The following is a 15,160-nucleotide window of genomic DNA, read 5'->3' as shown; positions in this document are numbered from 1 at the left end:
AACATGGCGGAATGGACACGCCATCATCCGGAATCCCCGCCCGGCGGGAAAGCCTGCAGCCGGCACATACCCACTCAGCCAACCTGCCGCTGAGGGCAATGAGCCCGGGCGTGGTGGACTACCTGTTCCGGCAGCTGGTGTCCGGGCGGCCGTCAGAGGACCTCCAGTGGGAGCGGGAAGGCATCGCCCTCTCGGCCCAGCCGGAGGGGGCGGAACTCGCCCGGCGGCTGTCCGAGACGGATATCGATGCCCTGACGCCCACCGAGCTGTTCCATTACGTGCGGGCCGCGCAGCGGCTCGCTGCCTGGGCGGAGGACCTCCGGCAGGCCGCCGTCGGCCGCTATTGCCACGCCGGAACAGACGCGCCGGGGCCCGGCAGCCAGGCTGTTTGACGCTCGTCACGCCCGTGGCATTGTCCTAACCAGCCGGGGACAGGGTAACGTTTTTTCCATGGCTGATTCTTCCGCGCACATCCCTGCCCTCGGTACCCTCCTGACCGCCATGGTCACGCCGTTTACCAAGGACGGCGCAGTGGACTACGACCAGGCGGCGGCGCTGGCCAGCAAGCTCGTCGACGACGGCTGCGACGGGCTGGTGGTCACCGGCACCACCGGTGAGACCTCAACCCTGACCGACGAAGAGAACCTCGGCATGTTCCGCGCGGTGAAAGACGCCGTCGGTGGCCGCGCCGCGATCATTGCCGGTACCGGCACCAACGACACAGCCCACTCGGTCCACCTGTCCAAGCAGGCCGCTGCCCTCGGCGTCGACGGACTGCTCCTGGTGACCCCTTACTACAACAAGCCGAGCCAGGCCGGTGTCCGCGCCCACTTCGAGACCGTCGCCTCCGCCGTGGACGTTCCGGTCATGCTCTACGACATTCCGGGCCGGTCCTCCATCGCGATCGAACCCGACACCATGATCCGGCTGGCCCAGCACCCCAACATTGTGGCCGTCAAGGACGCCAAGGCGGACCTCGTGGCGGCAACCCGGGTCATGGCCGAAACCGACCTCCTCTTCTACTCCGGCGACGACGGACTGACCCTGCCGTGGATGGCGCTGGGCGCCGTCGGACTGGTGGGCGTCACCACCCACGTGGCCACCCGCCGCTTCCGCGAACTCATCGACGCCGTCAACGCCAACGACCTCGGCACCGCCCGGAAGATCAACGTTGAACTCCAGCCGGTGGTCCGGGCAACCATGACCCGCGTCCAGGGGGCCGTGGCGGCCAAGCAGATTCTTAAATGGCAGGGAGTCCTGCCCAACTCGATTGTCCGTTTGCCCCTCGTGGAGCCGGACGAAACCGAGATCGAAACCATCCGCGGGGATTTGGCGGAAGCTGGGCTGGTCTTCTCCTGAGGCTAAGACCGGCACCCTTCCGCCTGGAAAGTAGTGCATTATGACCCAAACTGCCCTTACCGGCCTTGTCACCCCTCCGCGCCTGCCCCAGGGCACGCTGCGGATCGTTCCGCTGGGCGGGCTGGGGGAGATCGGCCGGAACATGGCCGTGTTCGAAATCGACGGCAAGCTGCTGATCGTGGACTGCGGCGTCCTCTTCCCTGAGGAAACCCAGCCCGGCGTCGACCTGATCCTGCCCGACTTCTCCTACATCGAGGACCGGCTGGATGACGTCGTGGCTGTCGTCCTCACGCACGGCCACGAGGACCACATCGGCGCCGTGCCGTACCTGCTGCGCCTGCGCAACGACATCCCGCTGGTGGGTTCGCAACTGACCCTCGCCCTCATCGAGGCCAAGCTGCAGGAACACCGCATCCGGCCCTACACACTCACCGTGGAGGAGGGCCAGGTGGAGAAGTTCGGCCCCTTCGACTGCGAATTCGTGGCCGTCAACCACTCCATCCCGGACGCCCTGGCCGTCTTCATCCGCACTGCGGGCGGAACGGTCCTGCACACCGGCGACTTCAAGATGGACCAGCTGCCCCTTGACGGCCGGATCACCGACCTCCGGCACTTCGCCAAGCTGGGCGAGGAGGGCGTGGACCTTTTCATGTCCGACTCCACCAACGCCGACGTGCCCGGATTCACCACGGCCGAGAAGGAAATCGGCCCCACCTTGGAGCGCCTCTTCGGCCAGGCCACCAAACGCATTATCGTGGCGTCCTTCTCCTCCCACGTCCACCGCGTGCAGCAAGTCCTCGACGCCGCCGCCAAGCACAACCGCAAGGTGGCCTTCGTGGGCCGCTCCATGGTCCGCAACATGGCCATCGCGGAAAAGCTTGGCTACCTGGATGTTCCCGCCGGATTGATCGTGGACATCAAGAACATCGACAACCTGCCGGACAACCGCGTGGTGCTGATGTCCACAGGTTCCCAGGGCGAGCCCATGGCCGCCCTGTCCAGGATGGCCAACGGCGACCACCGCGTGGTGGTGGGCGACGGCGACACCGTGATCCTGGCCTCCAGCCTCATCCCGGGCAACGAGAACGCCGTGTTCCGGATCATCAACGGCCTCCTGAAGCTCGGCGCCGATGTCATCCACAAGGGCAACGCCAAGGTCCACGTCTCCGGCCACGCCGCCGCGGGTGAGCTGCTGTACTGCTACAACATCCTTGAGCCCTTGAACGCCATGCCCGTCCACGGCGAAACCCGGCACCTCATCGCCAACGGCAAGATCGCCATCGAGTCCGGCGTGCCCGAGGCGAGCGTCATCCTTGCCGACAACGGCACAGTCATCGACCTCCGCGACCACCAGGCAGACATCGTCGGCCAGGTGGAAGTGGGCTTTGTCTACGTTGACGGGTCCAGCGTGGGTGAAATCACCGACGCCGACCTCAAAGACCGCCGCATCCTGGGTGACGAAGGATTCATTTCGATCATCACGGTCATCCACCGCGCCACCGGCAAGGTGGTGTCCGGTCCGGAAATTCACGCCCGCGGCGTCGCCGAGGACGATTCCGTCTTCGACGACATCATCCCCAAGATCAACGCCGCGCTGGAGGAAGCAGTCCAGAACCACGCCGACCACACCAGCCACCAGCTCCAGCAGGTGGTGCGCCGCGTCGTGGGCACCTGGGTCAACCGCAAGCTGCGCCGCAAGCCCATGATCATCCCGGTGGTGCTCGAGGCCTGAGCGCCCCGCGCGGCCCGGCTGCGACACTGAGCTGCGCGGACAACGTCGCTGCACCTCCGATAAGGCCCGGTTCCCAGTGGACCGGGCCTTTTCGTGCGTCCGGCCATGCGCATCCGCAAGCGCATCGGCAAGCCCCGGCAGGCGGCCCGGCAGCCCCGACATCCCCGGAATCACAGCATGCTTCCGGTACCGTGGCTACTATGGCCACACGTACTACTTCCGCGCCCAAAGGTACCGGCAGGGGCAGCTCCGGCAGCAAAGCCGGAAGCTCCACAGGCCGCGGAACCGGCTCCACAGCCGGCAAGACAGGGCGCGGCGGCTCAACCAGCACCGCACGCACCCGACAGCTTCCCGCCGTCGAACACCACCAGCCCTGGCTCCTGCGCGTCGTGGGCGGGGCATGGCTCGGAATCGGGCACCTGGTGGGCGGGGGAGTACGCCGGATCGGCTACGACGTCAGCGACCTCCCCGCGGACGAACGCCGCGACGGTGCCGCGCTGTTCAACCTGGCCCTGGGTGTGTTCATTGCCACGTTCGCCTGGTGGGGCCTGACGGGCTGGTTCCCGGACGCCGTCTACGCCGTGGTCAACGGAACCTTCGGCTGGCTCTCCCTGCTGCTCCCGCTCATGCTCTTTGTCTGCGCGTTCCGCCTGTTCAGGCGCCCCTCGGACGGCCGGGGCAACAATCGGGTGGGCATCGGCTTCCTCATCATGACCTTCGCCGGGTGCGGCCTGGCCCACATCCTCGGCGGCCAGCCCACGGTTGCCGATGGCTTCGACGGCCTCCGCAAAGCCGGCGGCATGCTCGGCTTCCTGGCCGCCAGTCCCTTGGCCGCCATCCATCCCGCCGTGCCGGTGGCACTCTACGGGCTGCTGGCCTTCGTTTCCCTGCTGATCATCACGGCCACCCCGTTCACGGCCATCCCGCGCCGCCTTCGCGGAGCCTACGAGCACCTCATGGGCATCGACCTGATGGACCAGGACCTGACCGCGGACACCCACGACCGCAGCTACCTCGAACGCCCCGCAGCCGCTGAGCCCAAAAAGAAGAAGCGCAGGTTGTTCGGCAAGGACCAGGAGCCCGATGCCGGCCTGGAAGGCTACGTGGGCGACGAAGCTTTCGAACACGCGGTCATCGACGACGACGAGCCGGAGCCCGCGCGGCCCGCACCGGGCGTCCGGCGCCCCACCCAGGCGGAGATCGCCGTCGAAAAAATCAAGGCCGCGCAGGGCCTGGGCGCCGGCTCGGCCCCTCCCGCGGAGAACGCCACCGAGGCCATCCCGCTGGTCATTCCCGGCGCCGCGGCTCCCGGGAAACCGGCCGCCGCACCCACGGTGCCCTCGAACCCGGTAGCGCCCGCTCCGCCACCTGTGCCCATCCCGCAGCGGACCGAACAACTCTCCCTCGCCGGGGACGTCACCTACACCCTCCCTGCCTCGGACTACCTGACCCCCGGGTCCATCCCGAAGGAACGCACCGAGGCCAACGACGCCGTCGTCGCCGCCCTGACCGACACCCTGACCCAGTTCAACGTCGATGCCACCGTGACCGGCTTCAGCCGCGGCCCCACCGTCACCCGGTACGAGATCGAACTCTCGCCGGGCACCAAGGTGGAACGAGTCACCGCGCTGTCCAAGAACATCTCTTACGCGGTCGCCAGCTCGGACGTCCGGATCCTCAGCCCCATCCCGGGCAAGTCCGCGATCGGCATCGAGATCCCCAACACGGACCGCGAGACGGTCTCCCTGGGCGACGTGCTCCGCAGCCAGAACGCCCGCCGCACGGACCACCCGATGGTGATGGGCGTCGGCAAGGACGTCGAGGGCGGCTACGTGGTGGCCAACCTCGCCAAGATGCCGCACCTCCTGGTCGCCGGTGCCACCGGTGCCGGTAAGTCCTCGTTCGTGAACTCGATGATCACCTCCATCCTGATGCGCGCCACCCCGGACGAGGTGCGCATGGTCATGGTGGACCCCAAACGCGTGGAACTGACCGCCTACGAGGGCGTCCCGCACCTGATCACGCCGATCATCACCAACCCCAAGAAGGCCGCCGAGGCACTGCAGTGGGTGGTCCGCGAAATGGACGCCCGCTACGACGACCTCGCCAACTACGGCTTCAAGCACATCGACGACTTCAACAAGGCCGTCCGTGCCGGCAAGGTCCACCCGCCGGTGGACTCCAAGCGCGTCATCCGGCCGTACCCGTACCTGCTGGTGATCGTGGACGAACTCGCCGACCTGATGATGGTCGCCCCGCGCGACGTCGAAGACTCCATCGTCCGCATCACCCAGCTCGCCCGTGCCGCCGGCATCCACCTGGTGCTGGCCACCCAGCGGCCCTCCGTGGACGTGGTGACCGGCCTCATCAAGGCCAACGTGCCCTCCCGCATGGCCTTCGCAACGTCGTCCGTCACCGACTCCCGCGTGGTCCTGGACCAGCCCGGGGCGGAGAAGCTGATCGGCCAGGGCGACGCGCTCTTCCTGCCGATGGGTGCTTCCAAGGCGATGCGCGTCCAGGGCGCCTGGGTCACCGAGTCGGAGATCCACAAGGTGGTGGAGCACGTCAAGGGACAGCTCCAGGCCGTCTACCGGGACGACGTCGCCCCCGAGGCGGAAAAGAAGCAGATCGACGACGACATCGGCGATGACCTCGAGGTGCTGCTGCAGGCCACGGAACTCGTGGTCACCACGCAGTTCGGCTCCACCTCCATGCTGCAGCGCAAGCTCCGGGTGGGGTTCGCCAAGGCCGGTCGGCTCATGGACCTGCTCGAGTCCAGGGGAGTGGTGGGCCCTTCCGAGGGCTCCAAGGCCCGCGACGTGCTGGTCAAGCCGGACGACCTCGCGGCCGTGCTGGCCGCCATGAAGGGCCAGGACGCGCCGGCCGCCCCGGATTCGCAGACAGCCGCGCTCAGTGACAATGCCAACGCCAACATCGCACAGGGCGGCTACGCAGAGGACCTGGTGGCCGCCGACCTGGACAAACGGAAGCAGAACGTCGAGTACTACGACGGCTCCGATTCCGCTCCCGGCGGGTACGGCGATGACGACGACGGCTCCGAGGACGCCTGGTCGCTGACCGGACGGTAGGGCCGCGCCGGCGTTGCGGCAGCCCCGGGAAGGTAGCCTAGGTACGTGACTAGCACCGATGCCACCGCCGCCGGCCCGCGCCGTGCCGGGGTCTGGAACCTTCCCAACGTCCTGACCATGATCCGCATCGCGCTGGTCCCGTTCTTCGTGTGGTTCCTTGTGGCGGATGCCCCCGGCCTGCGCAGTGAGGCCGGGCCGTGGCGCTGGGCCGCGGTGGCGGCGTTCGCCGTCGCCATCTACACGGACAAGCTCGACGGCGATATCGCCAGGAGCCGGAACCTTGTCACGGACTTCGGCAAAATCGCCGACCCCATCGCGGACAAACTGCTCATCGGATCGGCCCTGGTCATGCTTTCCCTGCTGGGTGAACTGCCGTGGTGGGCAACGCTGGTGATCCTGGTCCGGGAATGGGGTATCACGGCCCTGCGCTTCTTCGTCATCCGCTATGGGGTCATTCCCGCTTCCCGCGGCGGAAAGCTCAAGACCGTCGTGCAGACCGCAGCGATCTTCCTGTATTTGCTCCCCTTGGGCGCCTTTGCGCCGTGGCTGGTGTGGGTTGCTTTCGCCGTCATGATGGCGGCGCTGGCCATCACCGTGTGGACCGGCGTCGAGTATGTCATCGAAGCCCTGCGCCTGCGCGCGAAGGGGCGGCAGGCAGGAACGGCGAAAGGACAGGAATCGTGAGCAACCTCCACCATCTCGCCGGACAGGCCGTGCGGCAGGCACTTGACGCGGGACTGACCGTTGCCACGGCAGAGTCCCTGACCGCCGGCATGGTATCCGCCGTCCTCGCCGACACCCCCGGCGCCTCCGGCATGCTTCAGGGCGGCGTCGTGGCGTACCAGAATTCGGTCAAGGAAGGCGTACTCCACGTCCCCGCCGGGCTCCTGGCAAGGGTCGGCTCCGTCGACCCGGACGTCGCCCGCGCCATGGCGGCAGGAGCCCGCGACGTCCTGGGCGCCCACCTCGGGGTTTCCACCACCGGCGTGGCCGGTCCCGAGCCGCACGACGGCAAACCCGTGGGGCGGGTCTATGTGGGGATTGCCACCGCCGCCGGTACCGCGGCATTTGAATACTCCTTCACCGGCAGCAGGCCTGATATCCGCGCCGAAGCGTGTGCGGCGGCCCTCGAAAGACTCCTCGAGGCGATGTCCGCCTGACGCTTGCCCGCTCAAGTTACCGCACGTAAAGTTGCCGGGAACAAAAGCCGGTACCGATTAGTTATTACATTGTGTCGCTTCCGGAGAGCGGAGGCGCCTAGGATGAAACGACCAGACGGTCCGCCTTCCGGCGGACCTGACCAATGAGGGAGCAAGGCGATACAGATGGTAAAGCAGCCCGTATCCGTAAACGGCGTTGTCCGCTGGAAGGATGTGGGCCTCGCCGAACAGGCTAAGAGCGAACAGAAGGAGCGCAAGATGGTGGTACTTCGTCACGAAATCGGTGATGTGCTGCGCGATGTCCGCCAGCGTCAGGGGCGCACGCTCCGTGAAGTTTCGCACAGCGCCCGCGTTTCCCTGGGGTACCTCAGCGAAGTGGAGCGTGGCCAGAAGGAAGCCTCGTCGGAGCTCCTGTCCTCGATTTGCTCTGCCCTGGACGTGCCGTTGTCCAGCATGCTTCGGGAGGTCAGCGACCGGGTGGCGGTAGCCGAGGGCGTTGCAGTTCCGGACACCGTACCGCAGGAATTCTCCCAGCGTTACGGCCGTGACCTGGAACGCGACCTCAACGCTGAACTGAACGACGAACTCTCCACAGGCCTTCTCTCCGGCGCCCGTTAGGGGCAGCCCCCACCCGTTGGGTGGGCCGTGGAACCAGGAAGCCCCCGGCATGGCCGGGGGCTTCCTTGCGTGAAGGCGGTTAGCTCTCCTGTGCCGGCGACGCGCCCGGTGCTTCCTTCGGGAATCCGTCGGGCTCGTAGGTGGCGTTCAACTTGGCCATGTAGCGGGCCAGCTCCTGCAGGTCCTCCACCGGCCATTCCCGCAGCCGTTCCTGAAAGACCTGGCGCCGGGCGTCCTGGACCTGGTGCATCTTTTCCTCCCCCTTGGGCGTCAGCCGGATGGCCTGCGCCCGGCGGTCCAGCGGGTCGGCCTCCTTGGAAACCAGCCCCAGGCCTTCAAGGAATGCGATCTGCCGGCTGACGGAGGGCTTGCCCACCCCGATGTTCATTGCCAGTTCGGTCAGCCGGATGGGCCCCTCCCGGCGGATCACGGTCAACAGCCCGTACGCCGCAGGCTCCATGTCCGGGTGCACTTCCCGGGACAGCTGGTTCGAGATGGCCCGGGCCCGCCGCCAAAAAAGACTGATCTGGTGTTCGACGTTCTGCAGGGCCGTGTCGGCGGCAGCCTCGATTGAGACATCAGCCGGCGTGCCATCGGGGGAGTTGCTCATGGCAACAATTCTAGGGTCCCCAATCATGAGAGGATTTACCGATGCGAATCAGCGACTACTGGCGGCTCATGGATGACGAGTTCGGCGCGGGCTACTCCCGAGTGCTGAGCAGTACCCTGGTCCTGGCCGGGGTGGGCGGGCGCACCGCGGACCAGGCGCTGGCCGCCGGCGTGGAACCGCGCAAGGTCTGGCTTGCCGTCTGCGATCTCCAGGACGTGCCGGCGGACCGCCGGCTCGGCCGGGACATAGCCCCCCGCCGCGACTGATTCCCGCGGGGCACCCTCCATCCGCCGGCCGGCCGGGCCCTCCTGCCGACCGGTCCGGGAACCCTTGCCGGACACGCCGCGCGGCCATCCTCTTCGAATACCTGTTCGGATAACGCTATGCTTTTTCTATTGGGTTTTCCACATAGCCGATGTCCTGAGGCCGGAATGTCAGTGGGTCCCCTTAGCGTCAGAGATGACCAACAAGACGGCCGCACAGGCCACCATCGAGAAAGCATTAGAGGTGTCAACCATGGCGGCAGCCCCGGATCGTGCAAAAGCGCTGGAAGCAGCACTTGCCCAGATTGACAAGCAGTTCGGCAAGGGATCGGTGATGCGCCTGGGCGACGAAGTCCGTGCCCCCATCGAAGTCATCCCTACCGGGTCCATTGCCCTGGACGTCGCCCTGGGCATTGGCGGGCTGCCCCGTGGCCGTGTGGTGGAGATCTATGGGCCGGAATCGTCAGGTAAGACCACCGTGGCACTGCACGCCGTTGCCAACGCCCAGCGGCTGGGCGGCATCGCTGCCTTCATCGACGCCGAGCACGCCCTGGACCCGGACTATGCCGCGAAGCTCGGCGTGGATACCGACGCCTTGCTGGTCTCGCAGCCGGACACCGGTGAACAGGCCTTGGAAATCATGGACATGCTGGTGGGCTCCGGCTCCCTGGACATCGTCGTCATCGACTCCGTCGCCGCCCTGGTTCCGCGTGCTGAAATCGAAGGCGACATGGGCGACAGCCACGTTGGCCTCCAGGCACGGCTCATGAGCCAGGCACTGCGTAAAATTACCGGCCGCTTGAGCCAGACCAAGACCACCGCCATCTTCATCAACCAGCTCCGCGAAAAGATCGGCGTGTTCTTCGGTTCCCCCGAAACCACCACCGGTGGCAAGGCGCTGAAGTTCTACGCGTCGGTCCGCATCGACGTCCGGCGCATCCAGACCCTGAAGGAAGGCGCTGATTCGGTCGGCAACCGGACCAAGGCCAAGATCGTAAAGAACAAGATGGCCCCGCCCTTCAAGGTGGCCGAGTTCGACATCATCTACGGCCAGGGCATCTCCCGCGAAGGCGGCATTATCGACATGGGCGTCGAGCACGGCATCATCAAGAAGTCCGGCTCCTGGTTCACGTACGATGGCGACCAGTTGGGCCAGGGCATGGAGAACTCGCGCCGGTTCCTCCGCGACAACCCCGAGCTTGCCGCCGAACTGGAGCGCCTCATCAAGGAGAAACTCGGTGTGGGCGTGAAGCCGGCGGAGGACGAGTCCAAGGACACGCCCAAGCTGAAAGCCGTCGACGGGTTCTAGCCCTTGACATGGTCTCCCGAGGCGCATCCTCCCGACGCCAGGTCACCCAAATCCGGTTCCCGGCGGCGCCGCTCCGCCAACCCCGCCCGTGGGGCAACGGAGCGGTCTGCTGTGCCCGAAGATCCCTTGGCAGAGGACGCCGAACCGGATCCTGCCGGGGTGGCCAAGGCCATCGTGTACCGGCAACTGACGGCCTCGCCGAAGAGCAGGTTGCAGCTTGCCCGGAAACTGGCCGAACGGAACATTCCGGAACGCGTGGCAGAGGAAGTCCTGGATAAATTCCAGGAAGTCCGCCTGATCGATGACGCCGAATTTGCTGACATGTGGGTCAGGAGCCGATCCCAGTCCCGCAAGCTCGCCAGGGGAGCTCTCCGGCGCGAGCTGTCGGAGAAGGGCATCGACCCCGAAACCGCTGCCGCGGCCCTGGAACAAGTGACCGACGCCGACGAGGAAACTGCCGCCAGGACCCTGGTTGAGCGCAAGCTGCGGCCCGGAACAAACCTGTCAGACCCGGCCGAACGGGATAAAGCAGTGCGCCGTCTGGCGTCCATGCTGGCGCGAAAGGGCTACCAGCCCGGGCAGGCGTTCAGGATCGTCAATGAGGTACTCGGTTCAGTCCAGGATCCCGACGGTGACCCGCTCCAAAGCCGGTACCCTTAACGGGTGAGTTTGACCATTCCTTCCCCCCATTCCGGCACCACCCCTTCCGTTGAACCCGGGACGGGTCCGCAGCCCGGAGCCCGGCCGCGTACCTACCAGGTGCGGACGTTCGGGTGCCAGATGAACGTCCACGACTCGGAGCGGATGGCGGGACTCCTTGAAGACGCCGGGTACGTTCCCGCGGAAGGCGAGCAAGCCGACGTCGTGGTGTTCAACACCTGCGCGGTGCGCGAAAACGCTGACAACAAGCTCTACGGAAACCTCGGGATCCTGGCGCCCGTCAAGGCGGCGAACCCCGGGATGCAGATCGCCGTGGGCGGATGCCTGGCCCAGAAGGACCGGGAAACCATCCTCAAGAAGGCGCCCTGGGTCGACGCCGTTTTCGGCACCCACAATGTTGGTGCGCTCCCGGCCCTGCTCGACCGGGCCCGGCACAACGACGAAGCACAGCTGGAAATCCTGGAGTCCTTGGACGTGTTCCCGTCCACGCTGCCCACCAAGCGCGACTCCGTGTACTCCGGCTGGGTGTCCATCTCCGTTGGCTGCAACAACACCTGCACGTTCTGCATCGTGCCGGCCCTCCGGGGTAAGGAAAAGGACCGCCGCCCGGGTGAGATCCTCGCCGAAATCCAGGCCCTGGTGGACGACGGTGCCATCGAAGTCACGCTGCTTGGCCAGAACGTCAACTCCTACGGAGTGGAGTTCGGCGACCGCCAGGCCTTCTCCAAGCTCCTCCGTGCCTGCGGCGAAATCGACGGGCTGGAACGGGTCCGTTTCACCAGCCCGCACCCGGCGGCGTTTACCGACGACGTCATTGAGGCCATGGCGGAAACACCCAATGTCATGCCCCAGCTGCACATGCCGCTGCAGTCCGGCTCGGACAGCATCCTGAAGGCCATGAAGCGGTCCTACCGGTCCACCAAGTTCCTCGGCATCCTGGACAAGGTCCGGGACAGGATCCCGGACGCCGCTATCTCCACCGACATCATCGTCGGCTTCCCCGGCGAGACGGAAGAGGACTTCCAGGCCACGCTCGACGTCGTCGAGAAGTCGCGCTTTGCCACCGCCTTCACCTTCCAGTACTCCAAGCGGCCGGGGACCCCTGCCGCCGACCTGCCGGACCAACTGCCCAAGGCCGTGGTCCAGGAAAGGTTCGAACGGCTCACCGCACTGCAGGACAGGATCGCCGCGGAGGAGAACCGGAAGCAGCTCGGCCGGCGGCTGGAGGTCATGGTCACCGCCCAGTCGGGGCGCAAGTCCGAGGAGACGCACCGGCTCTCCGGCCGGTCCAGGGACCAGAGGCTGGTACATTTCTCGGTTCCTGAAGGCGCGCCGGCCCCGAGGCCGGGCGACCTCGTAACAGTCACCATCACCGAAGCCGCTGCCTTCCACCTGGTGGCCGACCCCACGCCCGAGGACTACAGCCTGCGCAGGTCGCGCGCCGGGGACGCGTGGGACCGGTCGCAGGCCGATTCCTGCGGCGCGCCGGTGCCGGGGAGCGGGGCTGGACAAAAGGGTGTCTCGCTGGGCATGCCTTCGCTGCCGCTGCGCACCCGCTGACCGGTGGTCGCCCCGCCCGTCATCGCCGTCGTCGGTCCCACTGGCTCCGGCAAATCGGATCTTGCCGTCAACCTTGCCCTGGAACTCGACGGCGAGGTCATCAACGCCGACGCCATGCAGTTCTACCAGGGAATGGACATCGGCACCGCGAAGATCTCCGTGGCCGAGCGCAAGGGCGTGCCGCACCACCTCCTGGACATCATGGACGTCACGCAGGAAGCGAGCGTCTCCACATTCCAGGAGCAGGCCCGCAACGTGATAGCGGCTGTCCATGCCCGCGGCAAGAGGGCCATCCTCGCCGGCGGCTCGGGGCTCTACGTACGGGCCGCCCTGGACGTACTGGAGTTCCCCGGTACGGACGCCTCATTGCGCGCCCGGCTTGAGGCCGAATACGCGGAACGCGGGACGGCAGAACTCCTGGCAAGGCTCCGCGCGGTGGATCCCGTGTCGGCCGAGCGGCTCTCTGATGCCCGGCGGATCATCCGCGCCCTGGAAGTCCACGAACTCACCGGACGGCCTTTCAGCTCCTTCATGCCCCGCCGGGAGTACCACCAGCCGGCTGTCCAGGTGGGCCTGGCCGTGGACCGTGATGTCCTGCGGGAGCGCCTGGCAGCCAGGGTCCACCGGATGGTGGACGCCGGGCTGCTGGCAGAAGTGGGGACGCTTGACGCCCAAGGCCTGCGGACCGGGAAGACAGCCTCCCGGGCCCTCGGCTATTCACAGTTCCTGCGGGTCCTCGACGGCGCCTCAACCGTGGCGGACGCTGCGGAGGAAACCATTGTGGCCACCCGCCAATTTGCCCGCCGCCAGCTCACATGGTTCCGCGCCGACCCCCGCATCACGTGGCTGGACTGGCAGGATCCGGAACTTGCCGGCAAGGCTGCACTGCTCTGCAGGTAGCCGCGGTTTCAGCGGCAGCGGCATCCGCCGCTACGCTTGGGACCATGAATGCTACCCCCGTCGAAACGTCCGGATCCGCCCTTCGTGCCATGGGCGGCCTCCGCTTTTCCAAGGGGCACGGCACGGGCAACGACTTCGTCCTGGTGGCCGATCCTGAGGGCACCCGCAGCTTCGATGCGCACCAGGCAGCGGCCCTGTGCGACCGGCACCAGGGAATCGGCGCCGACGGGCTGATCAGGGCCGTGCCCTCCCGCTTCCTGACGGAGGGCAGGGAACTGCTGCTGGACACCCCCGGCGCGGAATGGTTCATGGATTACCGGAACGCGGACGGTTCGCTGTCCGAAATGTGCGGAAACGGGGTCCGGGTGTTCGTCCACTTCCTGCGAACCGAGGGGCTGATCGACCTGCCCGACGGCGGTTCACTAGCCATCGGGACGCGCGGCGGGGTAAAGACCGTGGTCCGTACCGGGAACGACTACGCGGTGGACATGGGCCCCTGGGAGTTCATCTTTCCCGGCGAAGCCAGTGCCAAGGCCATGGATTCCCTCGTCGCTGCCGACGGGCTGGAGGTTCCCCGGCCGGCCTTGTCCGTGAGCATGGGCAACCCGCACACCGTGGTGGCCCTCGCCGAGCTGTCCGAGCTGGCCGGCACCCGGCTTTTCACCGCGCCGAAAGTCGATCCCGTCCCGGCAAACGGAACCAACGTGGAGTTCGTCGTTCCGGCTGAGCCCCTTGTGCACGACGGCGTCGGATCGGTGACCATGCGCGTGCATGAGCGCGGTGTGGGGGAGACGCAATCCTGCGGCACGGGCGCCTGCGCGGCCGCCGTCGCCATCCGGCACTGGGCGGGTGCCGAGGCTCCCGACGTCTGGCGCGTCCATGTTCCCGGAGGGGTCGTTGGCGTCAAGTTCTTCGCCGGACCCGGCGGCCACGAGCATGTTGAGCTCAGCGGTCCGGCGGTCATTGTGGCGAGCGGGACGCTTTCCTGACCTTCAGGATCCGGAAGGACTTGGCGGTCGATTCGCGCGTCACGGTGAAGGAGCTGTCCAGTTCGGCGGCCAGCCAGCGCTGGAGCGAGTCCGAGCCCAGGTTCTTCTGGACCACCAGCCACGCCGTCCCGCCCTCAGCCAGGCGGGGGAGCCACAGCTTCAGCAGGGCATGCAGTTCTTCCTTGCCGATCCTGATGGGCGGATTGGACCAAATGGTGTCGAAACGCACTTCGGGGTCTACGGCCTCAGGCGTGCTGGCAACGACATTGGACAGGCCCAGCGCCTCGGCATTCTCGTTGGTCAGGGTGATGCACCGTTCGTTGACGTCCACCGCGTAGACCCTTGACTGGGGCGCCAGCAGAGCCATGGTGAGGGCCACCGGCCCCCAGCCGCAACCAATGTCCAACAGGTTGCCGTGGGGGTTCGGCGCAGGGACCTCCGCCAGAAGTACTGCAGTGCCCTTGTCGATGCCGTCCGGGCTGAAAATGCCCGAGGAGGTCTGGAGCCTGCGCGTTCCGCCGGCCAGTTCCACGGTGAGGGGCTTGCGGGTAAAGGGCCCGGCGGGGGACGTGCTGAAATAGTGAGCGGACTCCATAACTGGCCAGAGTAGTTCCCCCTGCAGCGTAATGGGAAACTGTGCCTGCGCCCCTCTGTTAGGCTAATGGGCATGTTCTTGATCTTCGAGTAGCCGGTACGGGCCCCGCCCGTTCCTGCCGCTGCCCAGCAGAGGCAGCCCGTCCCACAGCGACGCAGGTTCCCATGCCTTCCGCTTGTGCACCGGACCGGACCATTCCGTCCAGGCCCGGCCGCCGGACAGTACTCGAACGTCAGCCTTCCGCTGCGCTTCCTGCAATTCTCCGGCCTCGCCCGCCCAGCCGCCCCTGCAACGCGGCATCCCGGCCCCCGCACCG

The 15,160-nt window shown here is 66.8% G+C and carries 15 protein-coding genes; 13 read left to right on the top strand and 2 right to left on the bottom strand.

Translation table 11 applies throughout. The annotated features are described in order from the left end of the window. Window positions 1-11: 11 nt before the first annotated feature. From AC4EEO_RS11985 to AC4EEO_RS11955, 7 genes are all read left to right on the top strand, one after another. A complete protein-coding gene (locus AC4EEO_RS11985) occupies window positions 12-392 on the top strand; it encodes a hypothetical protein (RefSeq protein ID WP_491329678.1) in 381 nt (126 codons plus the stop codon). A 58-nt stretch (window positions 393-450) separates the two neighbouring features. Next, a complete protein-coding gene (gene dapA / locus AC4EEO_RS11980; RefSeq protein ID WP_018763637.1) occupies window positions 451-1,359 on the top strand; it encodes a 4-hydroxy-tetrahydrodipicolinate synthase in 909 nt (302 codons plus the stop codon). Window positions 1,360-1,399: 40 nt separating this feature from the next. After that, window positions 1,400-3,091: a ribonuclease J gene (locus AC4EEO_RS11975; RefSeq protein WP_491329679.1), complete on the top strand. Its 1,692-nt coding sequence runs from the start codon at window positions 1,400-1,402 to the stop codon at window positions 3,089-3,091. 200 nt (window positions 3,092-3,291) lie between these two features. Further along, complete coding sequence (locus tag AC4EEO_RS11970; protein WP_491329680.1) at window positions 3,292-6,180, top strand: FtsK/SpoIIIE family DNA translocase; 2,889 nt, start codon at window positions 3,292-3,294, stop codon at window positions 6,178-6,180. 45 nt (window positions 6,181-6,225) lie between these two features. After that, window positions 6,226-6,864, top strand: a complete 639-nt coding sequence (gene pgsA, locus AC4EEO_RS11965; RefSeq protein WP_491338910.1) for a CDP-diacylglycerol--glycerol-3-phosphate 3-phosphatidyltransferase — start codon at window positions 6,226-6,228, stop codon at window positions 6,862-6,864. After that, window positions 6,861-7,340 carry a CinA family protein gene (locus tag AC4EEO_RS11960; RefSeq protein ID WP_491338909.1) on the top strand — a complete coding sequence of 160 codons (480 nt, stop codon included), beginning with the start codon at window positions 6,861-6,863 and terminating at the stop codon, window positions 7,338-7,340. Before pgsA ends, AC4EEO_RS11960 begins: the two co-directional genes overlap by 4 nt. A 165-nt stretch (window positions 7,341-7,505) precedes the next feature. After that, entirely contained in the window at window positions 7,506-7,958 is a 453-nt protein-coding gene (locus AC4EEO_RS11955) for a helix-turn-helix domain-containing protein (RefSeq protein ID WP_018763632.1), read from the top strand. Window positions 7,959-8,037: 79 nt separating this feature from the next. Here AC4EEO_RS11955 and AC4EEO_RS11950 read toward each other — a convergent pair whose 3' ends face one another. Beyond that, entirely contained in the window at window positions 8,038-8,568 is a 531-nt protein-coding gene (locus AC4EEO_RS11950; protein ID WP_109044898.1) for a MarR family winged helix-turn-helix transcriptional regulator, read from the bottom strand. A gap of 41 nt (window positions 8,569-8,609) precedes the next feature. Here AC4EEO_RS11950 and AC4EEO_RS11945 point away from each other — a divergent pair, with 41 nt between their 5' ends. The 6 genes from AC4EEO_RS11945 (at window position 8,610) to dapF (ending at window position 14,249) form a co-directional block, all read left to right on the top strand. Beyond that, a complete protein-coding gene (locus tag AC4EEO_RS11945; RefSeq protein WP_018763630.1) occupies window positions 8,610-8,834 on the top strand; it encodes a DUF3046 domain-containing protein in 225 nt (74 codons plus the stop codon). 250 nt (window positions 8,835-9,084) lie between these two features. Continuing rightward, a complete protein-coding gene (gene recA / locus AC4EEO_RS11940) occupies window positions 9,085-10,140 on the top strand; it encodes a recombinase RecA (protein ID WP_026265110.1) in 1,056 nt (351 codons plus the stop codon). Window positions 10,141-10,251: 111 nt separating this feature from the next. After that, window positions 10,252-10,800 (top strand): regulatory protein RecX, encoded by a 549-nt coding sequence (locus AC4EEO_RS11935; protein ID WP_018763628.1) that lies wholly within the window; start codon window positions 10,252-10,254, stop codon window positions 10,798-10,800. 3 nt (window positions 10,801-10,803) lie between these two features. Then, the gene (gene miaB, locus AC4EEO_RS11930) at window positions 10,804-12,360 is read left to right on the top strand and encodes a tRNA (N6-isopentenyl adenosine(37)-C2)-methylthiotransferase MiaB (RefSeq protein ID WP_026265108.1); all 1,557 of its coding nucleotides are present in this window, start codon (window positions 10,804-10,806) and stop codon (window positions 12,358-12,360) included. Window positions 12,361-12,363: 3 nt separating this feature from the next. Then, entirely contained in the window at window positions 12,364-13,260 is an 897-nt protein-coding gene (gene miaA / locus AC4EEO_RS11925) for a tRNA (adenosine(37)-N6)-dimethylallyltransferase MiaA (protein ID WP_491338908.1), read from the top strand. Window positions 13,261-13,304: 44 nt separating this feature from the next. Continuing rightward, on the top strand, window positions 13,305-14,249 hold the full coding sequence (dapF, locus tag AC4EEO_RS11920) for a diaminopimelate epimerase (protein ID WP_026265106.1): 945 nt from the start codon (window positions 13,305-13,307) through the stop codon (window positions 14,247-14,249). On the opposite strand, the gene AC4EEO_RS11915 is transcribed toward dapF, so the two are convergent. Then, window positions 14,221-14,844, bottom strand: a complete 624-nt coding sequence (locus AC4EEO_RS11915; protein WP_018763624.1) for a class I SAM-dependent methyltransferase — start codon at window positions 14,842-14,844, stop codon at window positions 14,221-14,223. The genes dapF and AC4EEO_RS11915 overlap by 29 nt on opposite strands. Between the last annotated feature and the right edge of the window lie 316 nt (window positions 14,845-15,160).

Source organism: Pseudarthrobacter sp. MOO13, assembly GCF_058267655.1.
Note: the sequence above shows the minus strand (reverse complement) of the source record. Positions and strands in the feature narration are given on the sequence as shown.